The following is an 18,128-nucleotide window of genomic DNA, read 5'->3' as shown; positions in this document are numbered from 1 at the left end:
CCCCTGGAGACCCTGCTCCGTGGGTAACGTTTCCCAACGGGTGTTGCCAGACCCTAGAGAGCGTCCCGCATGTCGTCAAGATGCCGCGCACGCTGCATAGCCGTTGCGTGTGCCCAGGGGTTTGATCCCTGAGACGACTCAGGAGGATCACGCCGTTGCCTTACTGAAGCGGGACGTGATCCGTACACTCTCCGGCAACGTTCCCCATCGCGCCGGAGGCCCCGGGATGGAACAGCCGGCACCGACTCGCCGCGTCACGATCATCGATGTCGCACGGCACGCTCAGGTGTCCACGACAGCGGTCTCCAAGGTGCTGCGCAACGCCTACGGAGCCAGTCCCGAGATGCGCGCGAAGGTGCGCCGGGCGATCGACGAGCTGGGGTACAGGCCGCTCGCGGCGGCCCGGGGCCTGCGGGGTCAGACGTACACCATCGGCGTGATGCTGCCCGACATCCGCAATCCCTTCTTCCCCGAGATCCTCGACGGGATCACCGGCCGGCTCGCGGACACCGACTACCAGGTCTTCCTCGGGCCTGGCGGCTGCAACGACGAGAAGACGGAGGCCCGCGTCACCGAGGCCATGATCGACCGCGGCATGGACGGCGTCGTCCTGATCGCCCCCGTGTCGTCGCGCGCCCGTCTCGAGCGCGTCGCCTCCGCCGTACCGACCGTGGTCGTCGGCCGTCACGGGCACTCCCCCGTTTACGACACGGTGACGGACGACGACGTGGCGGGCGCGTCCATGCTCGTCCGTCATCTGGTCGGCCTCGGACACCGCCGGATCGCGCACATCGAGCACCACGAAACCGACCGGACCCGCATCGAGGAGATGCCCAACGCCCAGCGCGCGGAGGGCTATCGGCGTGCCATGCGAGCCCTCGGCCTCGGGGAGGAGATCGACGTCGTCTCCACCAGCTACACGCAGCAGGGCGGGTACGAGGGCGCGAGGCAGTTGCTGGCGCGGCCTCACCGCCCCACGGCCGTCTTCGCGGGCGCGGACGTCGTCGCCATGGGGGTGCTGGAGGCCTTCGCCGAAGCCGGGGTGTCGGCCCCGGGCGACATCTCCGTGGCCGGCTACGACAACACGACCTTCGCCTCCTTCGGCCCGATCTCCCTCACGAGCGTCGACCAGGCGGGCCGCGAGATCGGCGACAACGCCGCGCGCCTCCTCCTGGAGCGGATAGCCGACCGGGGCAAGTCATCGGTTCAGGTCAAGCTCGCCCCTTCGCTCATGCCGCGCCGGACCACCGCCGCTCCTCCCCCGTAGCCGGTCGGGCGCGCGAGCGTCCCAGAGAGGGCCGCTTCGGGTACCAGGCTGTCGAACCCGTGGAAGACGCCCGGCCACACACAACTCGGCGATGCCGCCCGCCCGCGAGATGCGGCTCGCGTACGTGACGTCCTCGTCGCGGAAGGTCTCCGCCGAGCCCACGTCGATGAACGCCGGTGAGACGAGACAGGTCATCGGTGCGAGCGGGCGTGGCGCAGGACGAGTCGTCCGCCGTGCCGCGCGCTTCTCCGGCAGCGCGCTCCATCCGGTCTCGTTGGACGCTCGGTCGAACCCGGTCGCGGGCCGGCAGCGCCACCGCCGCGGCGAGCCCGCCGCCCGCGCTGCCCCACGCGAGGCCGATGCGGTCAGGGTCGCCTCCGATCTCCTTCGCGTGCTCGGCCGTCCACAACAGGCCCGCGCAGCAGTCCTCCACCGGAGAAGGTGGGGATGCTCGCAGCCGCGTTCTGCACGAGATCGACCTCCGGATGGCCACCCTGCACAGTTACTGGCGCAGCCGCTTCGACGGCTTCCTCGAAACGCTGCCAGGAGCCGCCGTGCTCACCCAGGTGGCGTTCGCGGTCGTCGCGCAGAACAGCAAGGTGATGAAGGGAACCGCGTTCCACGTCGACGACAGCTACACCGACGGGCTCCTGCTCTTCGCCGGCGTGGTCGCCGTGGCCACGCTGCTCATCGCCCTCATCCCCAAGGCCAAGCGCCTCGACGAGGCCGAGGTGGGGCAGGCGGTCTGACCCTGCTCCGGGGTCGGCTCCGTCGCCCTTCCGGGGTCGACCGGCGAGGTCCGAGACGCAGCGCCTCTCGGAAGCGCTCAGCGCCTGAACCGGCTCTCGCCGCCGGTTCACGATGCCGTTTTGAGGCGGTTGATTCGTCCGGGTACCTGCTCCTGCGCGAGGAGGCACTCCGATTCCTCCGGGCAAACCTCACGCAGGTCGCGCTCGGACATGAGCGTTGTGTCGATGACGTGCTAGCTGTAGCTCCGTGACTCCTCGGCGGCCTCAGGAGCTCCAGCCGCTCCCCCGACGGCTTCTTCGGAAGGCGGATAGGCGTCGCGCAGACGTTGCACGGTCGCCGTGACGACGGCACGGACGTCCGTCTCGTGCAACGGGGCGGAGAACAGCGCCGAACTGAACGAGAAGCCCTCGATCAGGGCGAACAGCAGGAGCGCCTCGCGGTGCAGCGCCTCCTCGTCGATCATGCGGTCGGCCAGCGCATCGCGCAGCAACGAGCGGATCACCTCCGCTCCCTCGAGGGACGTCGCAGCGATGTCGGCCGCGAGCTCCGGGTCCGTGCGCGCCAGGACACGGTATTCGACGAGGGCAATGTTCTCCTGGCGCTCCTGCTCGCTGGTCGGCGCGGCGAATGCGATCACGTCCACAATCCGTGCAACCGGGTCGTCGGACATCGTCGTGTCGCGACGCACGGCGCGCTGCATGAGGACGCCCAACGTGAAGCGCATGACCTCGCGGACGGTGTCGCCGAAGTAGTGCCGGATGCTGCCGATGGCCAGGCCGGTGCGTGCGGAGATCCGGGCGAGGGTCACCGAGCGGATCCCGTGCGCGGCGATCTCGTCGATCACGGCGTCGGCGACCTGCTCTCGGCGGACATCCGGGTTGGCTCTCTTGGGCATGACACCATCCTAGTCATTTTTTGGCATGCGTGTGCTACTTTTTCTAGCATGAGCATGCTAGATGGGCTTCGTGGCGGTGCCCCGCCCCGTTACGACCCCGGACAGGGCGAGACATGAACGACTGGCACGACCCCTGGACCGGTAGGGCGCGGAAGGATCCTGACGATCAATCTGATCCTCCTCGCCCCGCAGCTGCTCGAGCTGATTACCAACGAGCACTCACCGTCCGTCATCACCGGCTCCTGGATGCCGAGACCGACGGGATCGAGAGCTATCAACCACCGCCGCACCCTCGCGCACGACCGCGGCTCGACACAGGAGAAACGCATGCGCTTAGACCCTCGATCCCGATACCGCGAGACCGCGCTCGGCGCGGCCGCCACGGCCTTGCTCCTCCTGCTCGCCGGATGCGCGCCCGCCGCTCCTCCACCGGACTCCGGCGCGGATGCGGACCTCGGCGCCTATCTCGGGCAAGAGCTCGACTGGGTCGGGTGCGAGGACACCGCGACGAGCGCGGCGGACGCCAAGCTGTTCGCGAACCCGGCGCTCGAGTGCGCCTCGGTCGAGGTTCCGCTCGACTACGACAAGCCGCAGGGCAAGAGGGCGCACATCGCGCTCACGCGCCTCCCCGCTGCGGGCAAGACCGAGGGCTCGCTGCTGCTGAACCCGGGCGGACCCGGAGGATCCGGCAGCAGCCTCGTCGCGTCCACCCTGCCCCTGTGGAAGGCAAGCCCCGTCGCCGAGCGCTTCGACATCGTCGGCTTCGATCCTCGCGGGATCGGGTCGTCGACCCCGGCCCTCGACTGCTACACCGACAAAGAGTACGACGCGGGCGACGTGCCGCGGTTCGGCACGGTGTACGACATCACGAGCGCCGAGGAGGCGGGCGAGCTCGCAGAGCGCTGCGCAGCCGGCTCTGGCGGCATCGCGAACCTCGTGAACGCCGGGTCCACCAACGTCGTGCGCGACATGGACATCATGCGACAGGTGCTCGGTGACGACCAGCTGACCTACCTCGGCTACAGCTACGGCTCCGAGCTCGGCGCCATGTACGCCGCGACCTACCCCGAAAAGGTCCGCGCGATCGTGGTCGACGGGGCCGTCTCGCCCGACCTGACGGCGAGCGAGTCCCGCCTCTCCTCATTCACCGGTCTGCAGGCACGGTTCGACGACCTCGCCGCACACTGCGCAGAATCGCCCGGCTGCGTTCTCGGCCCCGACCCCGCCGCTGCGAACGACCGCCTGCACGAGATCGTCCAGCCGCTCGTCGAGACACCGGCACCGACCACCGACGGCCGGGACCTGAGCGTCTGGGACGTCTACCTCGGCATCAGCGGCGGACTGTACTCCGAGAAGAACTGGCCCGACGTCATCTCCGCCCTGACCGCGCTCGAAGCGGGGAACGCCGACGAGATGCTCGCCCTGCGCGACACCTTCTACGCCCGCACGGCGGACGGCGCCTACGGCATGGACTTCGACACGAACATCGCCGTGCGCTGCATGGACTCGCCCCGACTGACGCCGCAGGAACAGACTGCGCTCGCACGCGAGATCGGAGAGGTCGCGCCAATGTTTGACCTCGATGTGTTCACGGCGGGGAACTACCACAGCGAATGCGAGGCGTGGCCCGCGCCGCCCACACGCGACGAGCCCTGGCTCGCCGATGTCGAAGGCCTCCCCGAGACGCTCGTCGTGTCGGTCACCGGCGATCCTGTGACGCCGCACAAGGGCGGCATCGCGCTGGCGCGAGCTCTCGGCGGAAGCCTGCTCACAGTCGACGGCAAGCAGCACGGCGCCTACCTCCTCGGCGGCAGCAAGTGCGTCGACGACGTGGTCAATGAATATCTCCTCGACCTCGAATCCCCGCCCACCGACGCCCGTTGCAGCCTGTGACACGCTCGACTCCGGCGTAGCTGCCCCGGCCGGTACCGGTCACTCACGGGCTTGCCCCGACAGGTCGCATGCCGGTTCGCAACCATGCCGCGGCATGGCGGGTATGGATGAGCGGCGGACTGAGAAGTGGTTTCTGGACTGGGTGTCGCTCCCGAGGTGGCAGGCGAAGCCGTCGGCCGGCAGACCGTCGATGGCCTGCTGCGGGAGTCGGCCGAAGAGAATGTTGGCGTCGGCCGCGCCGAGCGCACCGACCTCCGGTATCGCCTTCAGGCCCTCCTGGAGTCGTGCGGCCATCGCGTTGGCGTGGCTCGCGTTGCGCAGCCACAGCTCGTCGGTCAGGGAGGCCTCGAACTGGGCGGCGTGGAAGCGCGTCTTGGAGGCGAGCTGGCCGGCCCGCTTGGCGCGGAAGGCGAGTTCGGCGGTGAGGGAGCGGGCGAATACGACGATCGCGTCGGCGGTCATCGTGCCGTTCTTCGTGGCACCGAAGGAGAGCAGGTCGACCCCCGCCCGCCACGTCGTCTCGGCCGGGCTGAAGCCGAGCGCGGCGACGGCTCCGGCGAAGCGGGCACCGTCCATGTGCAGACGCAGGCCCGCCTCCTTGGCGATCGGACCGAGGGTGTGCAACTCGTCGAGGGTGTACCCGGACCCGGTCTCGGTGGCCTGCGTGATGCTCACGACCGAGGGTTCCACACTGCGCACGTCCCCGGCCTTGTGCCGCACGGCCCCCTGCAGTTCGGCGGGGTCGATCTTCCCGTCCTGGCCCCCGAGCGGGACGAGCTTGGCGCCCGCCGTGTAGAACCGGGCGCCCCGCACTCGTCGTTGTTGATGTGGCTCTCGCGGTGGCACAGCACGCTGCCCCAGGGCGGGGTGAGCGCGGCCAGGCTCAGGGCGTTGGCGGCCGACCCGGTGGAGACGAGCAGCACGTCGACGTCACGCTCGAAGACCCGGCGACGTTGTCGCTGCTGAAGACGCGAGCCGTGGGGACGGTGGTGCTCATGGTCGGGTTCCTTGCTGTTCGTGGACGGAGGGTGCCCGCTTGCCCAAAGGGAGCGCCGCCGGTTCGACGACGGCAACTCACGACCGCCCACTACATTGCGTAGCGCAAGGGATGCCGTGCGCATGCGGGGTGTCCCCCCTGACCCGATAGGGGAGGATGTATGAGAAAACTACGCATAACCGGCAAGGGGGAACACCTGTGAGCAGCAGCCCTCCCGGCAAGCTGGGCTACGAGGACGTAGGGCCTGACCGCACCGGCCAGGCCGAGGCCTTCGACGCCATCGGCGACCACTACGACGAGGCCTTCCCGCACAAGGAAGGGCAGGTCGCGGCCGCCGCGTGGCTCGTGGACTCCCTGCCGGCCGGGTCGCGCGTGCTGGACCTGGGATGCGGCACCGGGCTCCCGACCGCCCGACAGCTGGCGGAGGCGGGCTTCGAGGTCGTCGGCGTCGACCTGTCAGGCGGCATGGTCGATCTTGCCCGCGAGCATGTGCCCGACGGCACCTTCCACCAGATGGACATCGCTGATCTGCGGCCGGGAGGACCCTGCGACCTCGGCCGGTTCGACGCGGTGGCCGCCTTCTTCTCCCTGCTCATGCTGCCGCGCACCGAGATCCCCCTCGCGCTGCGGACCGTCCACCGACTACTGGCGCCGGACGGCATGTTCGTGCTGTCGATGGTGGAGGCCGACGTGGACGACTTCTCGATCCCGTTCCTCGGAAAGACCATCCGGGTGTCCGGCTACCTGCGGGACGAGCTGAGGGAGACCGTCGAGGCGGCCGGCTTCGAGATCGTCGAGGAGGCCTCCTACACCTACGCACCCGCGAGCGCCGACGTACCGCCCGAGGTGCAGATCTTCCTGCGCTGCAGGCGGCACGGCTGACGGCTCCCTCTCCGCCCGCACCGGCAGGGGCACCCCCAGACGGAAGCGACACTGTGACGAAGCACCTGGGAGCTCATGAACACCCCGGCAGGGAGGCCAGGGCGAGCGAACATGTCACGACCCCGCGTCGGCCACAGCTCCTCGGACCGCAGACCGACCGGCTCCGCTACCTCGACGAGGCGACGCGCCGGATCGCCCGCGGCATCGATCTCGACGAGACGTTGCACGAACTGTGCCGGGCGGCCGTGCCGGCCTTCGCCGATACGGCCTTCGTTCACCTGTCCGATCCGCTGCCGGTCGGGGACGAAGGTCCTGGCGCCCCCGCCATGCTGCGGCTGCACAGTACGGACCGGGCGCCGCCGAGGGATCCGGCCGGCCACGGGCCCGGTCTCCCCCCGGAGACCTCGGCGGACGTGCGACCGGCGGACGTCGTACGCCCGGCTGCCGACGGCCGGCTGGCCGAGCTGCTGCAAAGCGGGCAGCCCGTCTCGGGTGACGCCTCCGGAGTCGCTCCCGCCCTGACCGAGTTGCTGGGACCGGTGAGTCTTCCCGGAGCGGCGCGACCCGGACCGCGGCTGATCATCGCCCCGCTGCACGGCCGCCGCCACGTCATGGGCAGCGTCGTCCTCATCCGCCGCCCCGACCGGCCCGCCTTCACCGAAGACGACCTGCTCGTCGCCTCCCAGCTCGCCACCCACACCGCACTCGGCGTCGACAAGGCCGCGCTCTACCTGCGCGAGACATCGGTCGCCGCCGCGCTGCAGCGCACGATGCTCCCTCCGGCACTGCCCCAGCCGACCGGAGTCCGGCTGGCCAGCCGATACCTGCCCGCCTCGCGGGCCTCCCAGGTGGGCGGCGACTGGTATGACGCGATACCTCTGCCCGGCAACCGTATAGCGCTGGTGATCGGCGACGTCATGGGCCATTCCATGACATCGGCCGCCATCATGGGCCAGCTGCGCACCATCGTGCAGACCCTGGCCGGGCTCGACCTTCCTCCCGACGAGGTCCTGCACCACCTCGACGAGCAGGCGGAGCGGCTGGGCAGTGAGCACATGGCAACCTGTCTGTACGCGATGTACGACCCCGTACTGCATCGGCTGCTGGTCGCCAACGCCGGTCATCCGCCCCCGGTGCTCCTCCACACGGACGGCCGGGAGGAGGTACTGCCGATCCCGCCCGGGGCGCCGATCGGCGTCGGCAGCAGCGTCTTCGAGTCCACCGAGATGCACGCGCCGTCCGGAGCGACTCTGCTGCTGTACACCGACGGGCTCGTCGAGTCCCGCGACTCGGACGTGCTGTCCGGCGTGGAGCGGTTGTGCGCACATCTGCGCGCTACGACTGCCGGTTCGGAACCCCCGTCGCTGGAAGTCCTGTGCGACCAGGCACTCGGCACGCTGGGCACGCGCGACCGGGACGACGACATCGCGCTCCTCGCGGCCCGTTTCGAGGGCATCCTGCCCGAGGCGGTGGCTTACTGGTACATGGCTCCCCGGCCGCAGACCGCGGGGCAGGCACGCCGGCTGACGCGAAGGACACTGCGCCACTGGGGCCTCGACGCGATGGTGGAGCCGGCCGAACTGCTGGTCAGCGAGGTGGTGGCGAACGCCGTACGCTTCGCGTCCCGGCCGATCACCCTGCGCCTGCTCCGCACGGACGTACTCCGCTGCGAAGTGGGCGACGACTCGCCGCAGGTGCCGAGGATGCGGCACGCCAGGCTGAGTGACGAGGGTGGCCGGGGACTGTTCCTGGTCGACCAGCTGGCCGAGCGCTGGGGGGCGACCAGGGTGAGCACGGGCAAGGTCGTCTGGTTCGAGCAGGCGCTGCCCGGCCCGGAATGACAGGGGGCGGTCGCGTGTGGCGCGCCCGGTCGGCATCGTCCGCCGGGCAGGATCAGTCCAGGGACAGCTGCCGTTCGCGGTCGGCGTCCCAGGCGGCGAGATCCACGACCCGGTCGTCCGGGAAGAGCGCGCACGTCCGACCGTCGGCCACGAAGACGCTGAGCGGGGCGGCGTCCAGCACGGACAGGGCCACGGACGTGGCGACGATGTGCGTGACGTCGCAGACGGCACCGATACGGAACAGCGACCGCGACTCCGTGGTGACCTCGTCTCCCCCGGCCCGCAGGACGATGCGCTGGTCGGCGGCTACCGCGCGGGTGGTGACCGCGACCGCGATGTTCTCCAGCCCGTCGGAGGCGACGGCCGCCAGCGCGCTGGCCCGCCGGACGCAGAGGCGTTCGAGCAGGAAGCGGTCGCCGCCACGGCCCAGGACGACGGGGATGCCGAGGGCGCGGGCCAGGGGCAGACAGGGTGCGTGCGGATTGCGCTCGACGGCGACGACACGCAGCCCGAGGCGGCGCAGCTGGGCCGACAGCCGCAGGCCCACCTGCCCCAGCCCGACCACGACGACATGGCCCCGGCGAGGGATCGAGCGGGCTCCCAGGATGGTCGTCATGCGGTGCCCGGTGAATCGGTCGACCACACTGGCGGTGAAGACGGCCGCCAGGATCAGGGCGAAGAGCATGGAGGCGGCAGAGAAGATCTTGTACCACCCGGGTCCGTGCTCGGCGGCCGGTGACGAGCCGATCGTGGTGATCGTACGGGCTGCGTGCCAGATGGCGTCGGTCCAGTGCTCGTGCAGCACGAGGACGCCCAGAGTGACATCCACGGCGAGAACCGTGAGCAGGGCGGCGAAGCTCGCGACGAGTGCCCTGGCCGAGGTGCCGAGCGAGCGGAACCAGGCGGGGAAGGTGCTGCGCGGTCGGGAGCGCCCGCCGGCGGTGAGGGCTCGCCTGGGGACCCGTTCGACGACGGTGGTCCGGCCTTCGCGGCGGACCCCGACCACGTCGTCGCCGGCCGGCAGGAGTATGGCGTACCGCGGTGCGAGACAGCTGGCGAGGAGGCTGGGCACGATGACGTCGGTCGTGCTCAGCACCGTGCAGTTCGGGACCGTCCGTGAGACCTCGTCCGCGACCGTGCGGTCGAAGATGGTCACGACCAGACGGACGCCGGGCTTGAGATGCTCGGCCAGCAGCGCGTAGCGCAGGGCGACGATGTCGTCCCGGGAGACGATGACGATGCCGTCGGCCGGCTCTCGCAGACGCCTGCGCAGAGCGTCGTCGTCGGGGCGGCTCAGGCGGTCCGCGGTGCTGCCCCAACGGCTGATGCGCGCGGCGGCAGAGCCGCCCAGGGCCTCGTCGTCCTCGATGATGACGACGTGCTGCCCTGGTGCCGGGGCCGGGGCGGCAGCTGCGGCAGAGGCTGACGCGTGCGGGTGGGCGTCGTCGTGCGGTGTCCGTGGACTCAACCCTTCGGCCTTTCTACGGCTGCCGGGGCCCGGAGTACCCCGTGATCGGCGATGATCGGCAAGGGCGCGGCGGATGGCCTGGTCGAGGCGTGCGCAGGGGTGAGGCACGGTCGAGGGTGGGTGCCGAAGCGGTCTTTTTTGTACCACTCCCCCACGCGGGGCCGACTCGTCCGGCTGTCTGAAGTCTCCCGGCCGGATTCGTACGTCTGTCGAAAGGACCTTCCACCCCTTGGAGGACCTTCCACCCCCTGGCGCCGCCCGCGCGACCGGCAGACCGGCGTCCCCGGCACCGGCCGACACGAAAGGCCGGTGTGCCCCAGGGCCTGTAGAACGGAGAGAGCACCACCTGCCCGGGAGTCCCCATGACCGGTACCCACCTCCTCCGCACCCGCCGGAGCAGGCCTGCTCACGCCCCGCAGGCCATCGAGCCACCGGGGAACGCCGAGCTGGTCGTCAGCGTGCTGGCCGTGACGGTTCTGGTCGAGCTCCTCGGCGCGCTGTCCCGGTCCCCGGTGTGGCTCCTCGGGCTGCTGGTCTTCCTGCCGGGCACGGCGTCGGCCCTGTGCACGGTCCGGCAGACGCGGTTCGTCTCCGCGTGGGCCACGCTCGTCGTCACCCTCACCGTGCTGCTCCGCCACGACGAAGGGGGCGGATGGCTCGACCGGACGCTGCTGGTGCTGTTCACCCTCGCGCTGGGGACGACCTCGGTCTACGCCTGCGAGCGGCGTATCAGGCGCGAGGACGAGATGCTCCGCCTGCGCTCCACCGCCGCGGCCATGCAGCGGCACATTCTGCGTCCCCTCCCCCTGGTCACCGACGACGTTCTGGTCAACGGTGTTTACGAGCCCGTGCAGGAGGATCGTCTCGTCGGCGGCGACATCTACGACGTCGTGGCCTCTCCCTGGGGGACCCGGGTGCTGATCGGGGACGTGCAGGGCAAGGGGCTGGCCGCCGTGGGCGCGGCGTTCGCCGTGATCGGTGCCTTCCGCGAGGCGGCGCACCGCGAGTCCACACTCACGGCTCTCGTCGACGCCCTGGACACCGCGGTCGTTCGCCACAACTCCTACGCCGAACAGACCGGCGACGACGAACGGTTCGTCACGGCGCTCATCATCGGAGTCGACGACGGCCCCGAGGCCCAGCTCGTCAACTGCGGGCACGTTCCGCCCTGGTTGATGCACGACGCCGAAGTGACCACACCGCCACTGGACTCCGGTGTGCCGCTCGGTCTCGCCGGCCTGGCCGCCGAGCCCACGACCGTGCACTGGTTCGACTTCCCGGCCGGTTCGACGCTGCTGCTGGGCACGGACGGACTCACCGAGACCCGCGCGCCCGACGGCGCGTTCTACCCGGTCGAGGAACGGCTGACGAGCCACCTGAGGGTCTCCCCCACCAAGCTGCCCCGGGCCCTGTTCGAAGACGCCCGCGCCTTCACCGGTCACGACAGCCGCCACGACGACTTCGCGGTCCTGACCGTCCGTCGCTCCCCGCACCTGCCCTGAGCCCGCGTGCCGCTCTGGATGACGAGGTGCCAGTGCGAGCGTGAGCCGCGTCGCATCGACATGGGCGGGACTTGCTATGCAACGAGTTGCATAGCACGATCGTCGTCATGGCGCTCGAGCACGCGATCCTGGTGTCGCTCTTGGAGAAGCCGGGATCCGGCTATGAGCTGGCCCGGCGTTTCGAACGGTCCATCGGCTACTTCTGGACCGCGACACACCAACAGATCTATCGCGTACTGAAGCGCATGGAGAACGACGGCTGGGTCGAGGTCCGGGACATCCCGCAGCAAGGACGGCCGGACAAGAAGGAGTACTCCGTCGCCGACCTCGGCCGGGCCGCGCTGTCCTCGTGGCTGCACGACCCGATCGAGCCGGAGAGCGTCCGCCACGACCTGGCGGTGAAGATCCGGGGGGCCGCCTTCGACGACCCGGCTGCCCTGATCCGCGAGGTGGAGCGGCACCGACATGCGCACCGGGACCGGCTGGCGCGCTATCTGGCAGGCGAGGAACGGGACTTCACGAAGCCCGAAGCGGAAACGGCCGCTCCGGATGCGCCACCGGACGCGGAGCGGGAGCTCCAGCACGTCGTACTGCGGGGCGGTATCGCGTACGAGCGGATGATGATCGGCTGGCTGGACGACGTGCTCGCCACGCTGGCCCGCTTCGGCCCGGGCCACTGACCGCGCCACCGCACCGGCCACAGCTGCTCCTCGTCTCCGGCCGCCCTACTTCTCGATTCCCATCCGTCCACAGCCGAAAGGGGTCCTCACCATGGCTGACCAACTGCTCTTCAACCCGCGCACTTACGACCCCGCGCACTTCGACCCTGAGACACGCCGCTTGCTGCGTGCCACCGTCGACTGGTTCGAGGAGCGTGGGAAGCGGCGGTTGATCGAGGACTACCGGACCCGCGCCTGGCTCGGGGAGTTCCTCGCCTTCGCCGCGAAGGAGAACCTGTTCGCCACCTTCCTGACGCCGTCGTCCGCCGCCGCACAAGGAGAGCCGGACAAGCGCTGGGACACCGCCCGTATCGCCGCGCTCAACGAGATCCTCGGCTTCTACGGCCTGGACTACTGGTACGCCTGGCAGGTCACCATTCTCGGCCTCGGGCCGGTCTGGCAGAGCGACAACACCGCCGCACGCGCCCGTGCCGCAGAACTCCTCGCCCAGGGAGAGGTGTTCGCGTTCGGCCTGTCCGAGAGGGCGCACGGCGCGGACATCTACTCCACCGACATGCTCCTCGAGCCGGACGGCGACGGCGGCTTCCGCGCCACCGGCTCCAAGTACTACATCGGCAACGGCAACGCCGCCGGACTCGTCTCCGTCTTCGGCCGCCGTACCGACGTCGAGGGCCCCGACGGCTATGTGTTCTTCGCCGCCGACAGCCGTCACCCGGACTACCACCTGGTCCAGAACGTCGTCGACTCGTCCAAGTTCGTCAGCGAGTTCCGCCTGGAGGACTATCCCGTAACGTCCGATGACGTCCTGCACACCGGCCGCGCGGCCTTCGATGCCGCCCTCAACACGGTCAACGTCGGCAAGTTCAACCTGTGCACCGCCTCGATCGGCATCTGCGAGCACGCGATGTACGAGGCCGTCACCCACGCCGGCAATCGCGTCCTCTACGGCCGCCCCGTCACCGCCTTCCCGCATGTGCGACGCGAGCTGACCGACGCGTACGTCAGGCTCGTCGGCATGAAGCTGTTCAGCGACCGCGCTGTCGACTACTTCCGCTCCGCCGGCCCGGACGACCGCCGCTACCTGCTCTTCAATCCGATGACGAAGATGAAGGTGACCACTGAGGGCGAGAAGGTCATCGACCTGATGTGGGACGTCATCGCCGCCAAGGGCTTCGAGAAGGACAACTACTTCAGCCAGGCGGCCGTGGAGATTCGTGGCCTGCCGAAGCTGGAGGGCACGGTCCACGTCAACCTGGCGCTGATCTTGAAGTTCATGCGCAGCCATCTCCTCGACCCGGCCGAGTACCCGAGTGTGCCGACCCGTCTCGACGCGGCCGACGACGACTTCCTGTTCCGGCAGGGGCCGGCCCGAGGCCTGAGCTCGGTGCGCTTCCACGACTGGCGCCCGGCCTTCGAGGCGTACGCGCATCTGCCCAACGTCGCCCGTCTGCGCGAACAGGCCGACGCGCTCTGCGAGTTCGTCGCCACGGCCGCCCCCGACGCGGAGCAGAGCCGCGACCTCGACCTCGTCCTCTCGATCGGCCAGCTCTTCGCGCTCGTCGTGCACGGGCAGCTCGTCCTGGAGCAGGCCGGCCTGACCGGACTCGACGAGGACGTACTCGACGAACTCTTCGCCGTCCTCGTACGGGACTTCTCCGGGCACGCCGTCGAACTGCACGGCAAGGACTCGGCGACCGAGCAGCAGCAGGAGTGGGCGCTGGCCTCGGTCCGGCGGCCGGTCGTCGACGAGGCGCGCACGGAGCGAGTCTGGCAGCGGGTCGAAGCGCTGTCCGGCACGTACGAGATGGCCCAGTAGGCGCGCCGCATCCATCACCGGTGGGTCGGGCCGCGGCCCGACCCACCGGTCGGCCAGGTTCGGCTCCCCTTCACCGCCCCGAACCGGTCCGGTAATCCCGACACCGTGATTCAGCCCTCGGCTCCGACAGCTCCCCGGTCCTGCACGGTGGTGCGCCTGAGCGCGAGGGCCGCGATGTCGTCACCGAGCCTTCCGCCGCTGTGCCGGAGCAGATCCCGGTGCAGCTGGTCGAGCAGCTCGCGGGGGTGCTCCGTGTCCGGCCGCCGCATCCAGTCCGGCAACGGGAAGAACCGGCCGGTGTGGTCCCGGGCCTCGGATACGCCGTCCGTGTAGAGGAGCAACCGCTCGCCCGGGGCGAAGTCGACGGTGTCGACCCAGTAGCGGTCACCGATGAGTGCTGCGAGGTTGAGGGGCGGGGAGGGGAAGGTGGGCACCAGGACCCGGACCTTCCCGCAATGAGCGATCAGCGGCGGGGGATGTCCGCAGTTGAGAAGTCGTAGCCGTTCGCCACCGTGCGGGATCTCGGCGAGGAGAGCGGTGGCGAAGTGCTCGGGCTGGTCCTGGACGGGAAACGCGGCGCTGTGGCGCGTGACGGTGGCCTCCAGGCGGCGGACGATGCCCCGCAGGTCGGGCTCGTCGTAAGCGGCCTCCCTGAAGCAGCTGATCACCGCCGAGGCCGCCCCCACCGCGGACAGGCCCTTGCCTCGTACGTCGCCTATGAGCAGCCGGACCCCGTACGGGGTACCGATCGCCTCGTAGAAATCGCCGCCGATCCGGGCCTGTTCCTGGGCTGCCAGATACAGCGATTCGATCTCGACGTCCTCGATGCGGCGTGGCAGGGGGCGTAGCAGTACTTTCTGGGCCGCGTCGGCGACGAGGCGGACCTGGAAGAGCATCTCCTCCCGCTGAAGTCGGACATGACTGCCGTACGCGGCCGCCAAGGTGACCGCGATGATGGCGGCCGACGTGTACGGCGTCCCCAGATCGGTATGGAAGAGACTGAGGACGATCATGAGCAGGAGGCAGAACGCCCCCAGCATCATCGTGGGGAGCACGGGCCACATCGCGGCCGCAAGGGCGGGCGCGGCGGGCAGTAGGCGGCTGAAGGCGATCTCCCTGGGTGTGGAGAACGCCAGGCCGGCGATGAGAACGGTCAGGACCAGGGGTGACAGCCGGGCAGCTTCCCATCGGCCGCTGTGGGCGGGGCGACGGTGCCACAGCCGTGCAGACTTGATCACAAAAAGCATCATATCGGTCTAATCGAACACAGGGCACGGAGGGATCATGTGCCGCACGCGAGATTGCGCGGCGTACGGCCTGCCCGGAGGGATCGAGGCCATGTGACGCCCAACCGAGCATATGTTCGAGATCGACTGAACAAGGATCGGGCGTGCCCTGGCCACTTGGGATCACCGGTGTTAAAAAGGTCGCATGGCGAGTCTTTTCGCCCGTTTTCAACGCCTGTCGGTTAAGCGTCTGATCAGCAAGCGCACGCGGAGCGTGGCCGGGCAGGTGTTGGTTTTCCAGGTGGCTCTGGTGGTGCTGCTCGTAGCCTGCGGTGTCTTCGCTCTCATTCTGCAGTCGGAGCGGGACACCAGCGCCGAGGCAAGGCGCCGCTCCACGGCCGTGGCACAGACCTTCGCGCACTCGCCGGGTGTCCTGGCGGCATTGCAGACCCCGGACCCGAGCAAGATCCTCCAGCCGCTCACCGAAGCGGCACGCCGGGCCGCCGACGTCGACTTCATCGTGGTCATGGACACCGAGGGCATCCGGTACACGCACCCCCTGCCCGACCGCATCGGAAAGCGGTTCGTGGGCGAGATCGGACCGTCGTTGGCGGGGAGGCTCTACGTGGAGAGCGTCGACGGCCCGCTCGGTCGCGAGGTGCAGGCCACGGTGCCGATCAAGAACGCCGACAGCGAGGTCGTGGGGATCGTCTCGGCCGGGATGAAGGTCGAGAACGTCCAAAGTCAGTTGAACCGGCAACTACCGATCATCCTGGGCGCGGGGGCCGGAGCGCTCTTGTTGTCCATCGGCGCGACGGCACTGCTGGGCAGGCGGCTGCGACGGCAGACACACAGCCTGGCCCCGGACGAGATGACCTTGATGTACGAGCACCACGACACAGTGCTCCACTCCGTTCGGGAGGGTGTGCTGATCGTGGCCGCCGACGGGCGGCTGATGCTGGTGAACGACGAGGCCAGACGACTGCTGGAGCTGCCCTCGGACGTCGAGGGGCGGCTTGTCTCGGAACTGCCGGGACTCGATCCCGAGATGAAGGCGCTGCTCGCCTCCGGGCGCGAGGCCACCGACGAGGTACACCTCGCGGGAGATCGGCTGATCGCGGTCAACCAGCGGCCCACGGGTCGCGAGGGCGGCCCCAGGGAAACGGTGGTGACACTGCGCGACTCCACCGAGCTGCAGGCGGTGACGGGCAGGGCGGAGGTGGCACGGGAGCGGCTCAGGCTGCTGTACGACGCCGGACTCCACATCGGTACCACCCTGGACGTGCTGCGCACCGCCGACGAGTTGGCGCGGGTCCCCATTCCCCGCTTCGCGGACTTCGTCACCGTGGACCTGGCCGACGCGGTCCTGCACGGCGAGGAGCCTGCTCCCACGGGGACGGACATGCGACGCGCGGCCGTGGCCGGCATCGTGGACAACCATCCGCTCACCGAACAGGGCCGGCTTTTCGACTATCTTCCCTCCACACCCCAGGCCCGCGGCTACGGCAGCGGCCGCTCCCAGTTGGTGAGCGATCTGCCGTCCGCCACGGGCTGGCGCGTGCAGGACCCGGAGCGGGCCAAGGCGATCATCGACTACGGCATCCACTCCCTCATCACCGCCCCCATCCAGGCCCGCGGCGTCGTGCTGGGCATGGCCACCTTCTGGCGCACGCGACAGCATGAGCGCTTCAACGAAGAGGACGTGTCGCTGGCGGAGGAGCTGGTGGCCCGTGCCGCGATAAGCATCGACAATGCCCGCCGCTACACCCGCGAGCACGCCCTGGCTGTAACCCTCCAGCGCAGCCTGCTGCCGCAGGCCATGCCCGAGCAGAATGCCCTCGACATCGCCTACCGCTACCTCCCGGCCCAGTCGGGCGTGGGCGGAGACTGGTTCGACGTGATTCCCATGCCAGGCAGCCGGGTGGCGCTGGCCGTCGGCGATGTGGTCGGCCACGGCCTCCACGCCGCCGCCACGATGGGACGGCTGCGTACCGCGGTGCACAACTTCTCCGCCCTCGATCTGCCACCCGACGAGCTGCTGAGCCATCTGGACGACCTGGTCGGAAGCATCGACCAGAACGAGGCGGCTCAGAGCGCGGCGGGCGTCGTGGGCGCCACCTGCCTGTACGGGATCTACGACCCCGTGACCCGCCGCTACGTCATGGCGCGGGCGGGGCATCTGGCGCCCGCGCTGGTCCGGCCCGACGGGACCGTCACGTTCCCGGACGTGCCCGCCGGTCCACCCCTGGGCCTCGGTGGCATGCCGTTCCAGACCGCGGAGCTGTGCCTCGTGGAGGGGACCCAGCTCGTCCTGTACACCGACGGTCTCATCGAGGACCGCGGGCGCGACCTGGACGTGGGACTGGGGCTGCTGCGCGATGCGCTCACCGGCCATCCCGGCCGGCCGCCCGAGGAGACCTGCCAGGACGTGCTGGACAGGGTGCTCCCCGAGCGTCCCAAGGACGACGTCGCCCTGCTCGTCGCCCGCACGCGGCAACTGCCGCACGACCGGATCGCCGACTGGGACGTACCGCCGGATCCCGCCGCCGTCGCGGGTATGCGCGACGCCGTGTCCCAAAGGCTCGAAGCATGGGGCCTCGCGGAGTTCGGCTTCACCATGGAGCTCATCCTGAGCGAGCTCGTCACCAACGCCATCCGCTACGGCTCCGGGCCGATCCACGTGCGGCTGATCCGCGACCGTGCGCTGATCTGCGAAGTGGCCGACGGCAGCAGCACCTCACCCCATCTGCGGTACGCCGCGTCGACGGACGAGGGTGGCCGGGGCCTGTTCCTGGTGTCGCAGATGGCTGAGCGCTGGGGCACCCGGTACACCCCGCAGGGCAAGGTGATCTGGGCCGAACTGGCCCTGCCCGAGGTCATACAGGGGTGGGAGTAACCGCAGCGGTCCGAG

Annotated in this window: 13 protein-coding genes and 2 pseudogenes; 9 read left to right on the top strand and 6 right to left on the bottom strand. The window is 69.8% G+C overall.

All coding sequences use genetic code 11. The features are described from left to right. Window positions 1-226: 226 nt before the first annotated feature. Window positions 227-1,267 (top strand): LacI family DNA-binding transcriptional regulator, encoded by a 1,041-nt coding sequence (locus tag ACFT32_RS11185; protein ID WP_382488158.1) that lies wholly within the window; start codon window positions 227-229, stop codon window positions 1,265-1,267. Here the strand turns inward: ACFT32_RS11185 and ACFT32_RS11180 are convergent. Then, window positions 1,207-1,709: pseudogene (locus tag ACFT32_RS11180) on the bottom strand (alpha/beta hydrolase); the annotation flags it as partial. The gene ACFT32_RS11185 and the pseudogene ACFT32_RS11180 overlap by 61 nt on opposite strands. A gap of 43 nt (window positions 1,710-1,752) precedes the next feature. On the opposite strand from ACFT32_RS11180, the gene ACFT32_RS11175 reads away from it, so the two are divergent. After that, window positions 1,753-2,016 (top strand): hypothetical protein, encoded by a 264-nt coding sequence (locus tag ACFT32_RS11175; protein ID WP_382488156.1) that lies wholly within the window; start codon window positions 1,753-1,755, stop codon window positions 2,014-2,016. Window positions 2,017-2,249: 233 nt separating this feature from the next. Here ACFT32_RS11175 and ACFT32_RS11170 read toward each other — a convergent pair whose 3' ends face one another. Further along, window positions 2,250-2,912, bottom strand: a complete 663-nt coding sequence (locus tag ACFT32_RS11170; RefSeq protein ID WP_382488154.1) for a TetR/AcrR family transcriptional regulator — start codon at window positions 2,910-2,912, stop codon at window positions 2,250-2,252. A 246-nt stretch (window positions 2,913-3,158) separates the two neighbouring features. Here ACFT32_RS11170 and ACFT32_RS11165 point away from each other — a divergent pair, with 246 nt between their 5' ends. Next, the gene (locus ACFT32_RS11165; protein WP_382488153.1) at window positions 3,159-4,805 is read left to right on the top strand and encodes an alpha/beta hydrolase; all 1,647 of its coding nucleotides are present in this window, start codon (window positions 3,159-3,161) and stop codon (window positions 4,803-4,805) included. A gap of 39 nt (window positions 4,806-4,844) precedes the next feature. Here ACFT32_RS11165 and ACFT32_RS11160 read toward each other — a convergent pair whose 3' ends face one another. Together ACFT32_RS11160 and ACFT32_RS11155 are read right to left on the bottom strand one after the other, a co-directional pair. After that, complete coding sequence (locus ACFT32_RS11160; RefSeq protein WP_382488151.1) at window positions 4,845-5,618, bottom strand: threonine aldolase family protein; 774 nt, start codon at window positions 5,616-5,618, stop codon at window positions 4,845-4,847. 59 nt (window positions 5,619-5,677) lie between these two features. After that, a pseudogene (locus ACFT32_RS11155) lies at window positions 5,678-5,926 on the bottom strand (hypothetical protein); the annotation flags it as partial. 74 nt (window positions 5,927-6,000) lie between these two features. Here ACFT32_RS11155 and ACFT32_RS11150 point away from each other — a divergent pair. Next, the gene (locus tag ACFT32_RS11150) at window positions 6,001-6,684 is read left to right on the top strand and encodes a class I SAM-dependent DNA methyltransferase (RefSeq protein WP_382488149.1); all 684 of its coding nucleotides are present in this window, start codon (window positions 6,001-6,003) and stop codon (window positions 6,682-6,684) included. A 53-nt stretch (window positions 6,685-6,737) separates the two neighbouring features. Continuing rightward, on the top strand, window positions 6,738-8,525 hold the full coding sequence (locus ACFT32_RS11145; protein ID WP_382488147.1) for a SpoIIE family protein phosphatase: 1,788 nt from the start codon (window positions 6,738-6,740) through the stop codon (window positions 8,523-8,525). 52 nt (window positions 8,526-8,577) lie between these two features. Here ACFT32_RS11145 and ACFT32_RS11140 read toward each other — a convergent pair whose 3' ends face one another. After that, window positions 8,578-9,993 carry an NAD-binding protein gene (locus ACFT32_RS11140; RefSeq protein ID WP_382488145.1) on the bottom strand — a complete coding sequence of 472 codons (1,416 nt, stop codon included), beginning with the start codon at window positions 9,991-9,993 and terminating at the stop codon, window positions 8,578-8,580. Window positions 9,994-10,355: 362 nt separating this feature from the next. Here ACFT32_RS11140 and ACFT32_RS11135 point away from each other — a divergent pair, with 362 nt between their 5' ends. The 3 genes from ACFT32_RS11135 (at window position 10,356) to ACFT32_RS11125 (ending at window position 13,991) form a co-directional block, all read left to right on the top strand. After that, window positions 10,356-11,495 carry a PP2C family protein-serine/threonine phosphatase gene (locus tag ACFT32_RS11135; RefSeq protein WP_382488143.1) on the top strand — a complete coding sequence of 380 codons (1,140 nt, stop codon included), beginning with the start codon at window positions 10,356-10,358 and terminating at the stop codon, window positions 11,493-11,495. A 107-nt stretch (window positions 11,496-11,602) separates the two neighbouring features. Further along, window positions 11,603-12,175, top strand: coding sequence for a PadR family transcriptional regulator (locus ACFT32_RS11130; protein ID WP_382488142.1), 573 nt, complete (start codon window positions 11,603-11,605; stop codon window positions 12,173-12,175). A 91-nt stretch (window positions 12,176-12,266) separates the two neighbouring features. Then, window positions 12,267-13,991, top strand: coding sequence for an acyl-CoA dehydrogenase family protein (locus tag ACFT32_RS11125; RefSeq protein WP_382488140.1), 1,725 nt, complete (start codon window positions 12,267-12,269; stop codon window positions 13,989-13,991). 110 nt (window positions 13,992-14,101) lie between these two features. Here ACFT32_RS11125 and ACFT32_RS11120 read toward each other — a convergent pair whose 3' ends face one another. Then, complete coding sequence (locus ACFT32_RS11120) at window positions 14,102-15,229, bottom strand: PP2C family protein-serine/threonine phosphatase (protein WP_382488138.1); 1,128 nt, start codon at window positions 15,227-15,229, stop codon at window positions 14,102-14,104. 193 nt (window positions 15,230-15,422) lie between these two features. Between ACFT32_RS11120 and ACFT32_RS11115 the strand changes: the two genes are divergently transcribed. Continuing rightward, entirely contained in the window at window positions 15,423-18,113 is a 2,691-nt protein-coding gene (locus ACFT32_RS11115) for a SpoIIE family protein phosphatase (RefSeq protein WP_382488136.1), read from the top strand. Window positions 18,114-18,128: the final 15 nt, after the last annotated feature.

The organism is Streptomyces sp. NPDC057002, from assembly GCF_042673825.1.
Classification (GTDB): domain Bacteria; phylum Actinomycetota; class Actinomycetes; order Streptomycetales; family Streptomycetaceae; genus Streptomyces.
Note: the sequence above shows the minus strand (reverse complement) of the source record. Positions and strands in the feature narration are given on the sequence as shown.